Genomic DNA, 15,501 nt, shown 5'->3' on the forward strand with positions numbered 1-15,501 from the left:
CTCAGGTAATGATGCTTTCAAGTATCAAGAAAGGTTTTCGGCGGTTGGTGCAGACTGATCTTGGCGTCATAGAGCAGATTGATCAACTCGACGATCATGATCGCCGTCAGCCCCCAGATCTTGTATTCACCAAATCGATAACTCGGCACGTACCAGCTGCGGCCCTGATAGTCGATGCGGTGCGTATGTTCACGAGGGTCTTTGCGGAAGAATTCCAGTGGCACAGTGAACACCGCGGCAATCTCGGCATCGTTGGCCAGATACTCGACAAAGTCGGGGATGACGCCAACATACGGCGTGACCTTGATGCCGTGCAGGGAGATCAGCGGACTGAGCGGGCCGATGACTTCGACCAGTCCCGGCGGCAGGCCGATCTCTTCTTCGGCTTCGCGCAGCGCGGTGAAGATCAGGTCCGGATCTTCCGGATCACGCCGACCACCTGGGAAAGCGACTTCGCCGCCATGGGTCGAGAGCCCGCTGGCGCGCAAGGTCAGGACCAGTTCCGGCTCGTCACTGCGGGTGATCGGCACCAGAACGGCGGCCTCGGGGAAACGTGTATCGGTCTCCAGCGTGCGCGGTGTGTGGTTGCTAACCCTATGCAGTAGCTCGTCCAGCATGAGTGTTCTCGATCTGTGCCTTACTCTGCATCATGCACCAATCGTTGCGAGCGCCCAAGCCCCCGAAACCCGTCGTGTCGCGAAACGACAACTTGCCGACCGGCACCGCTGCACGCCAAGATAGGCGCAGCATTCAGGAAGCCCAGCATGAAATTTTGCAGCCACTGCGGTAACCCGGTCACCCAGCGCATTCCCGAAGGCGATTCGCGGCTGCGATTTGTCTGTGACAGCTGTCAGACCATTCACTATCAAAACCCCAATATCGTTGCCGGTTGCGTACCGACCTGGGGAACAAAAGTGTTGCTCTGCCGCCGCGCCATCGAGCCGCGTCTCGGCTACTGGACCTTGCCCGCCGGCTTCATGGAGAACGGCGAGACCATCGAGCAGGCCGCCGTACGCGAAACCGCCGAAGAAGCCTGCGCCCGGGTGCGCAACCTGAGTATCTACACGCTGATCGACGTACCGCACATCAGTCAGGTGCATGTGTTCTTCCGCGCCGAACTGGTCGACCTGGACTTTGCCGCCGGCCCCGAGAGCCTCGAAGTACAACTATTCGACGAAGCCGACATTCCCTGGGACGAGCTGGCTTTCCGCACGGTGGGGCGTACCTTAGAATGCTTCTTCGCTGATCGGCGTATCGAGGCGTATCCGGTTCGGTCTGAATCGATTCCTCCGTTGGCGCAGCCGGTCATTATTTAATCAAGACATTGGCATGATGGCCGACAAAAAGATCGCAGCCTTCGGCAGCGCCTACATGTACACATACATATAAAATGTTGGTTATCTGCGTCACTCCCTGGGGAATCGTTTCAATGCGCTGGTTGCTTGCCCTGTTTTGCCTGTCGTTCGTTACCGTCTCCCAAGCGTCATTCGTGACCACCGTGACGCCGTCGAATACACCTCTTATCGAAAAAGTTCTGGTGCTTAAATCCGCGCATCAACTGCAGTTGATCGCCGACGGCAAGCCGCTGAAGACCTATCGCATTTCCCTGGGCAAAGGCGCGAAGAAAGGTCCGAAACTGATAGAAGGCGACAAGCGCACGCCAGAAGGTTTCTATTGGATCGACTGGCGCAAGACCAGCGACAAATTCAATCTGTCGATGCACATTTCCTACCCGAACATCAGCGATTCGGCCCGCGCCCGCCGTGAAGGCGTCGAGCCCGGCGGGATGATCATGATCCACGGCACGCCGGACTCGGAAGAAACCCCGGAAGACCTGTTCCACACCCTCGACTGGACTGACGGCTGCGTCGCCATGCGTAACGTCGACATGCGCGAAGTGTGGAACCTGGTGCCGGACGGCACGATGGTCGAGATCCGCCCTTAACTTCCTCACGACCATTGGTCGGCATTAAAAAATAAATCAAAAAGATCGCAGCCTGCGGCAGCTCCTACAAGGGTGATACCACTCTCAACTGTAGGAGCTGCCGCAGGCTGCGATCTTTTGCTTTTCCTAGCCCACCACTAATACCACTTGAAACCACACCCCCTGAATACCGCCAATTCATTAGACATGGCGCTGTTTCATCGCGTTGACATGGTATTCAAGTGGTATTAATTTCCGCCCCACAAGCGAGCAACAACAATCCTATACTCGCGACGGAAATGCCCTACATGAACGACCTCCATACCCTACGCCCGGACGACTCCCAGCCGACGCCGCTGTACTTGCAGCTGGCGCGCAATCTGGAAGCGGCGATTCATGCCGGGCAGTGGAAGTCCGAACAGGCAATGCCTTCGGAACGCAACCTCAGCGAGCAACTGGGCATCTCCCGGGTGACTGCGCGCAAGGCCCTGGAAGTCCTGCTCGATCAAGGCCTGATCCGTCGTTTGCAAGGTTCCGGCACCTTCATCACACCACGCCTCGAACAACCGCTGTCACGCCTTTCGGGTTTCAGCGAAATGCTCCGCCTCAAGGGTTTCGTACCCAGCTCGCAATGGCTGGAGCGGGAAATCACCCTGCCGACCCACGAAGAACTGATCCGCCTCAGCCTGTCGCCGAACGACAAGGTCGCGCGCATGAAGCGTCTGCGCAAAGCCGATGACACGGTCATGGCCATCGAAATGAGCACCCTGCCCGCCTCGATCATGCCCAAGCCGCAATTGGTCGGTGATTCGCTCTACGAATACCTCGACGGCATCGGCAAACCGATCGTCCGCGCCCTGCAGCACATCCAGGCGATCAACGCCTCGGACGAGTTCGCCGCGCTGGTCGGCATCGCCCCCGGCACCGCGATGCTGCTGATGACCCGGGTCGGCTACCTCGAAGACAACACGCCGATCGAAGTCACCGACACCTATTGCCGCAACGACTACTACGACTTTGTTGCAGAGCTTCGTAGATAAAGAGCTGCGTCGATAAGCGCGGCCACAAGCGAGAACCAAAATGTCCGAAGACAACATCCTTACCGCCAGCGGCTGGATTCGCGGCCGGCTGGTCCACGAACACGGCAAAGTCGTGTCGATCGAAGGCGTACCCTGCGATCCGGCCGACAATGACCTGCCATATCTGCTGCCCGGCTTCATCGATCTGCACGTCCACGGCGGCGGTGGCAAAGACATCATGGAAGGCGCCAGCGCTTTCGAAACCATCACCAAAACCCACGTGCGTTTCGGCACCACCTCGCTGCTGGCCACCACCATGACCGCGCCGAGCGCCGAGATCTCCAGCGTGCTGAAGGAAGTCGGAGAATTCTGCGAACAGCGTCCGCAAGGTGCCGCGCGGGTCCTCGGCGTACACCTCGAAGGCCCGTACATCAACCCGGGAAAACTCGGCGCGCAACCGAACTTCGCCCACACCGCGTTGATGGCCGAAGTCGAAGAATATCTGGCACTGGCGCCGATCCGCGTGATCACCATCGCCCCGGAAATCGCCGGCCACGACGGTTTGATCCGTGAGCTGAGCAGCCGTGGCATCCGCATGCAGATCGGCCACACCCTCGGCAGTTACGAGGAAGGCGTTGCCGCCCTCGATGCCGGCGCGACCAGTTTCACCCATCTCTATAACGCCATGAGCCCGCTGCATCACCGCGAGCCGGGCATCGTCGGCGCCGCGCTGGCCCACGCCAAATTCGCCGAGCTGATCCCGGATTTGCTGCACGTGCATCCCGGCGCGATCCGCGTGGCCCTGCGCTCGATCCCTTGCCTGTATTGCGTCACCGATTCGACCGCCGCTGCCGGCATGCCCGATGGCGAATACAAGCTCGGCAGCCACACCGTGACCAAATGCCTGGGCGGCGTACGCCTGCCGGACGGCACGTTGGCCGGCAGCACGCTGACCATGGATCAGGCCCTGCGCAACCTGGTGAAGATCGGTTTGCCGATCAGCGAGGCCTCGCAACGTCTTTCGCAATTCCCCGCCGACTATCTCGGCATTACTGAACGCGGGCGCCTTGCACCTGGGGCCTGGGCCGACTGCGTGCGGCTGGATCGCTCACTCACACTGACCGCCGTCATGGTCGAAGGAGAAGACATTGACTTCAAAAATGCTTGAGGAGGCGCTGTCCTCGTTCGAGGCCGTGCAAGCCCAACTGCAACAACTCGACCCGGCAATGATCGAGATCGCCGGGCGCCTGCGCCGTCAGCCACCGCAAGTGGCAATGACTGTGGCTCGCGGCAGTTCCGACCATGCGGCGAGCTACTTCGCCTACCTGACCATGCAGCAATTGGGTGTGCCGGTGGCGTCGTTGCCGATGTCGGTGGTGACCATGCAGCAGGCGCCGTTGAAAGTCAGCGGTCAGGTCGCGTTCGCCTTTTCGCAATCGGGGCAGAGCCCGGACCTGGTCAACAGCCTGCGCCTGTTGCGCAAGCGAGGCGCGCTCAGTGTGTCGATGGTCAACGCCGCCGATTCGCCATTGGAAGCCGCGTGTGAGTTCAGCGTGCCACTGCTCGCCGGGACTGAAAGCAGCGTCGCCGCGACCAAGAGTTTTATCGCCACCCTCAGCGCCAGCGCCCGGTTGATTGCGCACTGGAAAGAGGACAGCGAATTGCTCGAGGCTGGCAATGCCCTACCGGAAGGCCTGCGCGAAGCCGCCAAACAGGACTGGAGCGTGGCCATCGAAGCGCTGCGCGATTGCGAGCGTTTGATGGTCATCGGCAGGGGTGCCGGGTTTGCCATCGCCCAAGAGGCGGCGCTGAAATTCAAGGAAACCTCGGCGATTCAGGCTGAAGCGTTCAGCAGCGCCGAAGTCCGTCACGGCCCGATGGCACTGATCGACGAACACTACCCGCTGCTGGTCTTCGCACCACGCGGCGCCGAGCAGGCAGGTCTGTTGAGTCTCGCGGCGGAAATGCGCCAACGCGGTGCTCGCGTATTGCTCGCTGCGCCGGACGATGTCAGCGAGCGCGACCTGACCCTGACCCGCGCCGAGCACCCGGCCCTTGATCCGATTCTGGCGATCCAGAGCTTCTACGTGATGGCCGCAGGTCTGGCCGTGGCCCGTGGCATGGACCCGGATCAGCCACGTCACCTGAGCAAAGTGACCCGCACGCATTAATTGAAGAAAACCTGTAGGAGCTGCCGAAGGCTGCGATCTTTTGATTTTGATTCACAAAAAACAAGATCAAAAGATCGCAGCCTTCGGCAGCTCCTACAGGGACATCGAACCGAGATTTAACCGATGAGACCGAGCCATGCACAACAACAATAAAGAGCTGACCCTCAGCGCCCCGCTCAGCGGCCCGGTGCTCACGCTCGCCAAAGTCCCGGACGCGGTGTTCGCCAGCGGCGCGATGGGCGACGGCATTGCGATCGACCCGATCAACGACACGCTGTACTCGCCGTGCGCCGGGGTGATCATTCACGTCGCGCGCACCGGCCACGCGCTGACGGTGCGCGCCGACAACGGTGCGGAAATCCTTCTGCATCTGGGCCTCGACACCGTTGAACTGAACGGCGAAGGCTTTTCGATGCTGGTCAAGGATGGCACGCGCGTCAGCAAGGGCCAGCCGTTGCTGCGCTATGACCTCGACAAAGTCGGCCAGCAATGCAAAAGCCTGGTCAGCCTGTTGATCCTGACCAACAGCCAGGATTTTCAGGTGCGGCCGATCACGCTCAAAGCGGTGAAAGTCGGCGAGCCGCTGCTGCACATTGTGGCGCGCAACGGTTCGGCAGCGAGCGCTGAAGTCGTCGGCGGGCCGGAGGTTCACGGTCATGTGCTGGTAGCTCATCGCGGCGGTTTGCATGCGCGCCCTGCCGCGCTGATTCGGCAAACTGCGCAAGGTTTCAAGAGCCAGTCGCAACTGCACTTCGCCGGTAAATCGGCGCCGTGCAACAGCCTGATCGGTTTGATGGGCCTGGCGGTTGGCGAACAGGACGAAGTGCAGGTCAGTTGTCAGGGGCCGGATGCCGAAGCAGCGTTGCAAGCGTTGCTCAGCGCGTTGGCCACGGCGCTGCCGGATGATCATCACGCCGCTGCACCGGTCAGTGTTGCCACTCTTAAGCGCCCGCCCGAGGCTGGCGTGTTGCACGGTGTATGCGCTGCGCCTGGGCTGGTCGGTGGGCCGCTGTTTCGCTTGAACGCGATCAGTTTGCCGGCGGATGCAGGCAATCATGATCCGTTGCAACAGCAGCAGGTGCTCGACGCAGCGCTGACTCAGGTGCGCAACGAAATCGACGGCACCCTCGCCCAAGCGAAAAAACACAGGAATGCCGACGAAGAAGCGATCTTCGCCGCGCATCTGGCACTGCTCGAAGACCCGGCGCTGCTTGATGCTGCACAGAAATCCATTGAGCAAGGTGCTGCAGCGACGCATGCATGGAGTCAATCGATCGACGTGCAGTGCGAAGTGCTGCAACACACCGGCAGCGCATTGCTGGCCGAACGCGCCAACGATCTGCGCGACCTCAAACAACGGGTATTGCGCGCTCTGCTCGGCGAAGCCTGGCATTACGACGTGCCGGCCGGTGCCATCGTCGCGGCTCACGAACTGACTCCATCGGATCTGCTGCAACTCTGCGCGCAAGGCGTTGCCGGGTTGTGCATGGCCGAGGGTGGCGCGACTTCTCATGTGGCGATTCTCGCCCGCGGCAAAGGTCTGCCGTGCATCGTGGCGTTGGGTTCTGCCTTGCTTGATCAGCTACAAGGCCAAGCGGTGGTGCTTGATGCCGACACTGGTCGCCTCGAACTGACGCCGAATGCCGAACGTCTGGCTGAGGTTCAGCAGGCGCAATTCAACCGCCAGCAACGTCGCGATGCGCAACAAGCCAAGGCTCACTTGCCAGCAGAAACCCGCAATGGCGTGACCATCGAAGTCGTCGCCAATGTCGCCTCCAGCGGTGAAGCGGCAGATGCCTTTGCCAATGGCGCCGATGGCGTCGGTCTGCTGCGCACCGAGTTTTTGTTCGTTGATCGTCAGACCGCGCCGGATGTCGAAGAACAGCGTGCAGCCTATCAAGGCGTGCTGGATGCGATGGGCGAGCACTCGGTGATCATCCGCACCATTGACGTCGGCGGCGACAAGCAACTCGACTACCTGCCGCTGCCCGCCGAAGCCAATCCGGTGCTCGGTCTGCGCGGCATTCGTCTGGCTCAGGCGCGCCCGGAAATTCTCGACCAGCAACTGCGTGCTTTGCTGCAAGTCAGCCCTCTGCGCCGCTGCCGGATCCTGTTGCCGATGGTCACCGAAGTCGACGAGCTGCTGCACATTCGTGAGCGCGTCGATGCGTTGTGCCTGGAACTGAACATCACCCAACGCCCGGAAATCGGCGTGATGATTGAAGTCCCCGCCGCCGCATTGCAGGCCGAACAACTGGCCGAACACGCGGACTTCCTCTCCATCGGCACCAACGATCTGTCGCAATACACCTTGGCCATGGATCGCGATCATGCGGGTCTGGCTGCCCGCGTCGACGCCTTGCACCCGGCGCTGCTGCGTCTGATCGCCATGACCTGCGAAGGCGCGGCAGTGCACAAACGTTGGGTCGGCGTCTGCGGCGCCCTCGCCTCTGATCCGCTGGCCACACCCGTTTTGATCGGCCTCGGCGTGAGCGAACTGTCGGTCAGCCCGGTGCAGATCGGTGAAATCAAGGACCGCGTGCGTCAACTGCACGAAGCCGAATGTCAGCGCCTGAGTCGCGACCTGCTCAAGCTGAGCAGCGCCGCCGCCGTGCGTCACGCCTGCCACCAGCATTGGCCGCTGCCCTAACAACAAGCTCTCTATAAAGAGCCGGGAGAACCACCATGTACCAACTCTTCATCGAAGGCCTGCAACGCCTCGGCCGCGCGCTGATGCTGCCGATCGCGATCCTGCCGATTGCCGGTCTGCTGCTGCGTCTGGGTGACACCGACCTTTTGAACATCGCGATCATCCACGATGCCGGGCAAGTGATCTTCGCCAACCTGGCGATGATCTTCGCCATCGGCATCGCCGTCGGTTTCGCCAAGGACAATAACGGCACCGCCGGTCTGGCCGGGGTGATCGGTTATCTGGTGATGATTTCCACGCTGAAGGTGCTCGATTCGACCATCAACATGGGCATGCTCGCTGGTATCGTCAGCGGCCTGATGGCCGGCGCGCTGTACAACCGCTTCAAGGACATCAAGCTGCCGGAGTACCTGGCGTTCTTTGGTGGCCGACGGTTTGTGCCGATTGTCACCGGGTTCGCGGCGGTTGGTCTGGGCGTGGTGTTCGGCTATATCTGGCCGCCGATCCAGCATGGCATCAATGCCTTCGGCGCGCTGATGATGGAAAGCGGCAGTATCGGCGCGTTCGTGTTTGGCGTGTTCAACCGCCTGCTGATCGTCACCGGCCTGCACCACATCCTCAACAACATGGCGTGGTTTGTGTTCGGCAACTTCACCGATCCGACTACCGGAGCCTTGGTCACGGGTGACCTGTCGCGCTACTTCGCTGGCGATCCGAAGGGCGGCCAGTTCATGACCGGCATGTTCCCGATGATGATCTTCGGCCTGCCGGCGGCGTGTCTGGCGATGTATCGCAATGCTTTGCCGGAACGCCGCAAAGTCATGGGCGGGATCTTCCTGTCGATGGCGCTGACTTCATTCCTGACCGGGGTGACCGAGCCGATTGAGTTCGCCTTCATGTTTCTGGCACCGCTGCTGTTTCTGCTGCACGCGCTGCTGACCGGGCTGGCGATGGCGATCACCAATGCGCTGAATATCCATTTGGGCTTTACGTTCTCTGGCGGCTTCATCGACATGATTCTCGGCTGGGGCAAATCCACTAACGGTTGGATGGTGTTTCCTGTCGGCCTGGCTTACGCAGTCGTCTATTACGCCGTGTTTGATTTCTGCATCCGTCGATTCAACCTGAAGACACCCGGCCGAGAAGATGTCGCTGTCAGTGAGAAAGCCGTACTGACTGAAAACGAGCGCGCCAGTGCCTACATCAAAGCATTGGGCGGCGCTGAAAACCTGCTGACTGTTGGCGCTTGCACCACGCGATTGCGACTGGAGATGGTTGATCGTAACAAGGCCTCGGATGCCGAACTGAAAGCGCTGGGTGCGATGGCGGTGGTGCGTCCGGGTAAAGGTGGGAGTTTGCAGGTAGTGGTCGGGCCGCTGGCCGACAGCATTGCTGATGAAATTCGCCTGGCGATGCCGGCGTTGGGGCGTGCTGTTATTGCCGAATCTGTAGCCGTTGTCGAAGAGAAAAAAGCAGTGATGGTCGCGGGCGCCGAGGCACAGAAATGGCTGAATGCACTGGGTGGCGGCGGCAATGTGCTGCAACTGGATTGCATCGCGATGACGCGAATTCGCTTGCTGCTGGCGGATGGCAAAGCACTGTCCGAGGCGCAGTTGAAGGAATTGGGCTGCCAGGGTGTCAGCCAGTTGGACGGTGGCGTTTGGCATTTGCTGGTGGGTGACAAGGCTGCGAGTTTGAGGGGCGCACTTGAGGCGCTGGTCAATCGCAGTGAGGTCAGTGCCAAGGTTTAGAAGTCTGGTGTTTGGACTGGCCTCATCGCTAGCAGGCTAGCTCCCACAGTGTGGACTGTGTGCGTTCTGCCAGACATGGGTTGTCTGGATCGGCCTCATCGCTGGCAAGCCAGCTCCCACAGGGGAATGTTTTTCAAACTGTGGGAGCCAGCCTGCTGGCGATCAACGATAACGCGGTCGTCAGGATTGTGGATCGACGCGGTCCAGCGCCCGGTTTACCGCCAGTTCGGCGAACATGACGATTTGCTGGATACCTAACGCCGTACTGCGCTGCGAACCGCTTAGCTCATTGGCGAAGTTGCTGGCGGCGATACTTGCCGAGGCTAACGATTCGCAAGCGTGGGCGAGCAGGCTTTCGGTGTCGACCTGGGGGCAGACCATAAACATGGTGCTTGGTCGGCGGGGCTTTGCAGGCTCGGGGCACAGGTAGAAGTCGAGGGCGCGCTTGATGGCTTCGCGGTTTCGGGCCTGGTCTTCGGCGCGGAGGGCTTCTTCGAGTGGGGTTTTGGTTTCAGGTGGATCTGGTACGGGCTTAGTCATTGCAATGATCTCTAATCAATGATTGAAGCCATCACTGGTCGTTTCTCACGCGACGAAGAGGTGGCAGCTATGTGCGGAGTGAGAAACCGGTAAGAGATCAACCCGGCCGAACCGAAGTCCGCCCGCACACAGCCGCCATAGAGCATCACCGGCAGCAAATGAGCTGGCGGCGATTATGGTGCTACTGACGTTTGATTAAAACCTCTTACCGGGTTCTCACACCCGATCACCGATTTGCGGTGACAACCAAAGACTAGAGACCCGACGTCCGACGGACAACCTGAAAACCTTGTGGGAAGGTTCTGGTAATTCCACACACTCTTAAACACAAAACATCCCCCTGTAGGAGCTGCCGAAGGCTGCGATCTTTTGACTTTGACGTTTCAACATCAAAATCAAAAGATCGCAGCCTTCGGCAGCTCCTACAGGGGAACGAATACACCCTCGGAGATTGGTCGACTGTCAGGCGCCCCCCCCAGAGCGTGAATGTGAGTCCAACCCAAGCGGCAAAGCCGCCCCACTCAACAGGATGAGCGTTAGCTCGGCTGCAGCTCTTGATCTTGATCCACCGGCCCCGTCGGCAGGCTGAGTGGAGGGATTTATCCGGGGGTGGGAGCGCAGCGACCGTTTGGCGCAGCCAAATGCATCGAGAGGAGGTGCAGCGAAGCAAACCGTAGGCGATGCGCCCGGATGAGTCCCGGAGCGAAGGAACCCCGAGCTTTAGCGAGCGGGCCGAACGTTGGGGCACAGACCTTTGGTTACTTTGGGGCGTTTGCCAAAGTGACTCGCTGTAAAAGCGAAACCGTCAGCGGCAGCACCCGAAGAAACGGATATTCACTCAATCAAACAGAGCATGGTCGCCTATAAGGGCGCCATCGCTGGCAAGCCAGCTCCCACAGTGGAATGAAGTCGCCCTCCAAATCGCAGGCAACAAAAAACCCGCAGACAATCACTCATCTGCGGGTTTCCTGTTTAAGCAGCAAGAAAGATCAGAAATCTTCCAGCCGCCACACCTCATAAGCCGGCGTCTCGTACGGATGACTGAGCTTCAGCGCAGCCACAACAGCCACGATCAACTCATCCGCCACCACAAGCTCAACCTTCCACTCCTCAACCCGCTCAACCTGCCCCGCCTCGCCAATGAACGGCTGACTGCCGTCCAACGGTCGAAACTGGCCAGACCCAAGCACCTGCCACGCACAGTGGTCATAGTCACCGATCCGCCCACCACCCGCAGCGAACACAGCCCCTTTGACCACCTCGACATGACTGTCAGGAACAAAAAACGCCAGCTTGTACACAGGCCTTAGTTCACCCAGACGCGCGCGTTACGGAACATGCGCATCCAAGGTGCGTCTTCGTTCCAGTCTTCCGAACGCCACGAGTTCTGCACCGCGCGGAACACACGCTCCGGGTGCGGCATCATGATCGTCACACGGCCATCACGGCTGGTGAGACCGGTAATCCCGCGCGGCGAACCGTTCGGGTTGGCCGGATACTTCTCGGTGACCTTGCCGTGGTTGTCGACGAAACGCATCGCCACGCAACCGGACAGATCGGCTTCCAGCAGGGCTTCCTCGCTGGAGAACTCGGCATGACCTTCACCGTGAGCGATGGCGATCGGCATACGCGAACCGGCCATGCCCTGCAGGAAGATCGAGTTCGATTCCTGGATCTGCACCATCGCCACGCGCGCTTCGAACTGCTCGGAACGGTTACGCACGAAGTGCGGCCAGAATTCGCTGCCCGGAATCAGCTCGTGCAGGTTGGACATCATCTGGCAACCGTTGCACACGCCGAGGGTGAAGCTGTCGTTACGCTCGAAGAAGCCCTGGAACGCGTCGCGGGCGCGGCTGTTGAACAGTGCCGACTTGGCCCAGCCTTCACCGGCGCCGAGCACGTCGCCGTAGGAGAAACCACCGCACGCCACCAGCCCTTTGAACTCGTTCAGGTCGACACGGCCGGCCAGAATATCGCTCATGTGCACGTCGATCGCGTTGAAACCGGCGCGGTCGAACGCAGCCGCCATTTCCACCTGACCGTTGACGCCCTGCTCACGCAGCACGGCTACCTGTGGGCGGATGCCTTTCTTGATGTAAGGCGCGGCGATGTCATGGTTGACGTCGTAGCTGAGTTTGACGCTCAGGCCCGGGTTGTCTTCTTCCAGCAGCACGTCGAACTCTTGCTCGGCGCAGTCGGCGTTGTCGCGCAGACGCTGGATCTGGTAGCTGGTCTCGGCCCACTGACGTTGCAGCAGACGGCGCTGGCCTTCGAACACGGTGTCACCGTTGAAGGTGATGTTGATCTGGCCATTGTTGATCGGCTGACCGATCACCGACACGCAGTCGCCCAGACCGGCCGCGCTGAATTGCGCGAGGATGTCTGGCGTAGCGTCCTGACGAACCTGGATGACGGCACCCAGTTCTTCGTTGAACAGGATCGCAGCGATTTCTGCCGAGGACTCGGCAACGCTGTCGAGGTTCAGGCTCAGGCCGCAGTGGCCGGCGAAGGCCATTTCCACCACGGAGGTCAGCAGACCACCGTCGGAACGGTCGTGGTAAGCCAGCAGGTGACCGTCGGCGTTGAGGCCCTGGATCACCGCGAAGAAGGCTTTCAAGTCTTCGGCGTCATCGACGTCCGGCGCGTGTTTGCCAAGCTTGCCGTGAACCTGTGCAAGGATCGAGGCGCCCATACGGTTCTGGCCGCGACCGAGGTCGATCAGGATCAGGTCGGTGGTGCCCTTGTCCATGCGCAGTTCCGGGGTCAGGGTCTGACGGATGTCAGCCACTGGCGCGAAACCGGTCACGATCAGCGACATCGGCGAGGTCACGGTTTTTTCTTCGCCGTTATCGTTCCAGCGGGTGGCCATGGACATCGAGTCCTTGCCCACCGGAATGGTGATGCCCAGCTCAGGGCACAGTTCCATACCGACCGCTTTCACGGTGTCGTACAGACGCGCGTCTTCGCCCGGGTGGCCGGCAGCGGACATCCAGTTCGCCGACAGTTTGATGTCGGAGATCTTGTTGATGCGCGATGCGGCAATGTTGGTCAGGGTTTCGCCGATGGCCATGCGGCCCGACGCCGGAGCGTCGAGCAGTGCCAGCGGAGTCCGCTCGCCCATCGCCATCGCTTCACCGGTGTAAACGTCGAAACTGGTGGCGGTGACGGCAACGTCGGCCACCGGAACCTGCCATGGGCCAACCATTTGGTCACGGGCCACGAGACCGGTGATGGTGCGGTCGCCGATGGTGATCAGGAAGCTCTTGCTCGCCACGGCCGGGTGATGCAGAACGCGTTCGATGGACTCGGTGATGTCGAGGTTCGACGGATCGAAGTCATCGCCCAGCTCGGCTTCGCGAACCACCGAACGGTGCATGCGCGGGGCTTTGCCCAGCAACACTTCCAGCGGCATGTCCACCGGGTTATTACCGAAGTGGCTGTCGGTCACGGTCAGTTGCGGCTCGGCAGTGGCTTCACCAACAACGGCAAACGGGCAGCGCTCACGCTCACAGATCGCCTGGAAACGCTCGAAGTCAGCCGGGCCGACCGCCAGAACGTAACGTTCCTGGGATTCGTTGGACCAGATTTCGTGCGGGGCCATGCCCGGCTCGTCGTTTGGAATGTTGCGCAGTTCGAAACGGCCACCGCGGTCGCCGTCGTTGACCAGTTCCGGGAAGGCGTTGGACAGACCGCCCGCGCCCACGTCGTGGATGAAGCTGATCGGGTTCTTGTCACCCAGTTGCCAGCAACGGTCGATGACTTCCTGGCAACGACGCTCCATTTCAGGGTTTTCACGCTGAACGGAAGCGAAGTCGAGATCCGCCGAGCTGGTGCCGGTGGCCATCGAGGAAGCCGCGCCGCCGCCCAGACCGATGAGCATCGCCGGGCCGCCGAGCACGATCAGCTTGGAGCCAACGACGATTTCGCCTTTCTTGACGTGTTCTTCGCGGATGTTGCCCATGCCGCCAGCGAGCATGATCGGCTTGTGGTAACCGCGAACTTCGTCACCGTGCGGGGTGGTGATCGACTGTTCGAAGGTACGGAAGTAGCCGGTCAGGGCCGGACGACCGAATTCGTTGTTGAACGCAGCGCCGCCCAGCGGGCCTTCGATCATGATGTCCAGCGCGGTGACGATGCGCTCAGGCTTGCCGTACGGCACTTCCCACGGCTGTTCGAAGCCCGGAATCTGCAGGTTCGACACGGTGAAACCGGTCAGGCCGGCCTTTGGCTTGGCACCACGGCCGGTTGCACCTTCGTCACGGATCTCGCCACCGGAACCGGTCGATGCGCCCGGGAACGGGGCAATCGCGGTCGGGTGGTTGTGGGTTTCAACCTTCATCAGGATGTGCACCGGCTCCTGCACCGCGCCGTACTGGCGGGTTTCCGGATCCGGGAAGAAGCGGCCGGCGACGTTGCCGACGATCACCGAAGCGTTGTCCTTATAAGCGGACAACACGCCTTCGCTGTGCATCTGATAAGTGTTCTTGATCATGCCGAACAGGCTTTTTTCCTGGCTCTCGCCGTCAATATCCCAACTGGCGTTGAAGATCTTGTGACGGCAGTGCTCGGAGTTGGCCTGGGCGAACATCATCAGTTCGATGTCGTGCGGGTTGCGCTTGAGGCCGTTGAAGGCGTTGACCAGGTAGTCGATTTCGTCTTCGGCCAGGGCCAGGCCCAGCTCGGTGTTGGCCTTTTCCAGCGCGGCGCGACCACCACCGAGGATGTCGATCGCGGTCAGCGGCTTCGGCTCGGCGTGGCTGAACAGACCGGCAGCCTGTTCCAGATTGCCCAGGACGATCTGGGTCATGCGGTCATGCAGCACGTCGGCAATCTGCTGGGCTTCGGTGTCGCTGAACTGACCGGCCACGTAGAACGCGATACCGCGCTCCAGGCGCTGGATCTTGCTCAGGCCGCAGTTGCGGGCGATGTCGCTGGCCTTGCTCGACCATGGCGAGATGGTGCCGAAACGCGGCAACACCAGAAACAGACGGCCGGTCGGCTCTTGTACCGGAACGCTTGGGCCGTACTTCAGAAGGCGCGCAAGCACCTGCTGTTCGTCGCCGGTCAGGACGCCGGTGACTTCGGCGAAGTGAGCGAATTCAGCATACAGGCCACTGACAGCTGGAACCTTCTGGCTCAGTTGCTCAAGGAGTTTGCTGTGGCGAAAGGCAGAAAGGGCAGGAGCGCCGCGCAGGATCAACATCTTCGGGACAGCCTCGGGAAGGGGTGTGCTTTGAGGCCGTGCATTCTAGCCTAAACCGCCCTCAACATCACCCGAAACGCTACGCACGGTTGCACTCGGATATCAATCTGTGTTTCTGCCTTTGAAGTCAGATTTAACGGCTGTCTGATGCAGGCTTATTTTTACTGTAACAAAATGCCGTCAGGCCCTGTTCCTGCGGGGTTTCGTGCAGTTTTGTGATCGCTAGCAGACAACCCCCTCACT

At 60.5% G+C, this 15,501-nt stretch carries 11 protein-coding genes; 7 read left to right on the plus strand and 4 right to left on the minus strand.

Annotated elements, in window-relative coordinates; all coding sequences use genetic code 11:
- Positions 1–17: 17 nt before the first annotated feature.
- A complete protein-coding gene (locus QZR14_RS05560) occupies positions 18–617 on the minus strand; it encodes a CoA pyrophosphatase (RefSeq protein ID WP_311996073.1) in 600 nt (199 codons plus the stop codon).
- Positions 618–764: 147 nt separating this feature from the next.
- Here QZR14_RS05560 and QZR14_RS05565 point away from each other — a divergent pair, with 147 nt between their 5' ends.
- The 7 genes from QZR14_RS05565 to nagE all read left to right on the plus strand — a co-directional run bounded on the left by QZR14_RS05565 (position 765) and on the right by nagE (position 9,515).
- On the plus strand, positions 765–1,316 hold the full coding sequence (locus QZR14_RS05565) for an NUDIX hydrolase (protein WP_007909002.1): 552 nt from the start codon (positions 765–767) through the stop codon (positions 1,314–1,316).
- 113 nt (positions 1,317–1,429) lie between these two features.
- Positions 1,430–1,945: a L,D-transpeptidase family protein gene (locus QZR14_RS05570; RefSeq protein ID WP_095050942.1), complete on the plus strand. Its 516-nt coding sequence runs from the start codon at positions 1,430–1,432 to the stop codon at positions 1,943–1,945.
- 287 nt (positions 1,946–2,232) lie between these two features.
- Positions 2,233–2,964 (plus strand): GntR family transcriptional regulator, encoded by a 732-nt coding sequence (locus tag QZR14_RS05575; RefSeq protein ID WP_093436861.1) that lies wholly within the window; start codon positions 2,233–2,235, stop codon positions 2,962–2,964.
- Positions 2,965–3,004: 40 nt separating this feature from the next.
- Positions 3,005–4,111 carry an N-acetylglucosamine-6-phosphate deacetylase gene (gene nagA, locus QZR14_RS05580; protein ID WP_311996074.1) on the plus strand — a complete coding sequence of 369 codons (1,107 nt, stop codon included), beginning with the start codon at positions 3,005–3,007 and terminating at the stop codon, positions 4,109–4,111.
- Positions 4,092–5,114, plus strand: a complete 1,023-nt coding sequence (locus tag QZR14_RS05585; RefSeq protein ID WP_250607409.1) for an SIS domain-containing protein — start codon at positions 4,092–4,094, stop codon at positions 5,112–5,114. The genes nagA and QZR14_RS05585 overlap by 20 nt, the downstream gene beginning before the upstream one ends.
- A gap of 136 nt (positions 5,115–5,250) precedes the next feature.
- Positions 5,251–7,764 carry a phosphoenolpyruvate--protein phosphotransferase gene (gene ptsP / locus QZR14_RS05590; RefSeq protein WP_311996075.1) on the plus strand — a complete coding sequence of 838 codons (2,514 nt, stop codon included), beginning with the start codon at positions 5,251–5,253 and terminating at the stop codon, positions 7,762–7,764.
- A 35-nt stretch (positions 7,765–7,799) separates the two neighbouring features.
- Positions 7,800–9,515: an N-acetylglucosamine-specific PTS transporter subunit IIBC gene (gene nagE / locus QZR14_RS05595; RefSeq protein ID WP_311996076.1), complete on the plus strand. Its 1,716-nt coding sequence runs from the start codon at positions 7,800–7,802 to the stop codon at positions 9,513–9,515.
- A gap of 180 nt (positions 9,516–9,695) precedes the next feature.
- Here the strand turns inward: nagE and QZR14_RS05600 are convergent, their stop codons facing one another.
- The 3 genes from QZR14_RS05600 to purL form a co-directional block, all read right to left on the minus strand.
- Positions 9,696–10,055 (minus strand): DUF6124 family protein, encoded by a 360-nt coding sequence (locus QZR14_RS05600; protein ID WP_250607403.1) that lies wholly within the window; start codon positions 10,053–10,055, stop codon positions 9,696–9,698.
- Between the two features lie 989 nt (positions 10,056–11,044).
- A complete protein-coding gene (locus QZR14_RS05605; RefSeq protein ID WP_095050948.1) occupies positions 11,045–11,356 on the minus strand; it encodes a Nif3-like dinuclear metal center hexameric protein in 312 nt (103 codons plus the stop codon).
- 5 nt (positions 11,357–11,361) lie between these two features.
- Positions 11,362–15,258: a phosphoribosylformylglycinamidine synthase gene (gene purL / locus QZR14_RS05610; protein WP_311996077.1), complete on the minus strand. Its 3,897-nt coding sequence runs from the start codon at positions 15,256–15,258 to the stop codon at positions 11,362–11,364.
- Between the last annotated feature and the right edge of the window lie 243 nt (positions 15,259–15,501).

The organism is Pseudomonas sp. rhizo66 (assembly GCF_031931925.1).
In the GTDB taxonomy this organism is placed as follows: domain Bacteria; phylum Pseudomonadota; class Gammaproteobacteria; order Pseudomonadales; family Pseudomonadaceae; genus Aquipseudomonas.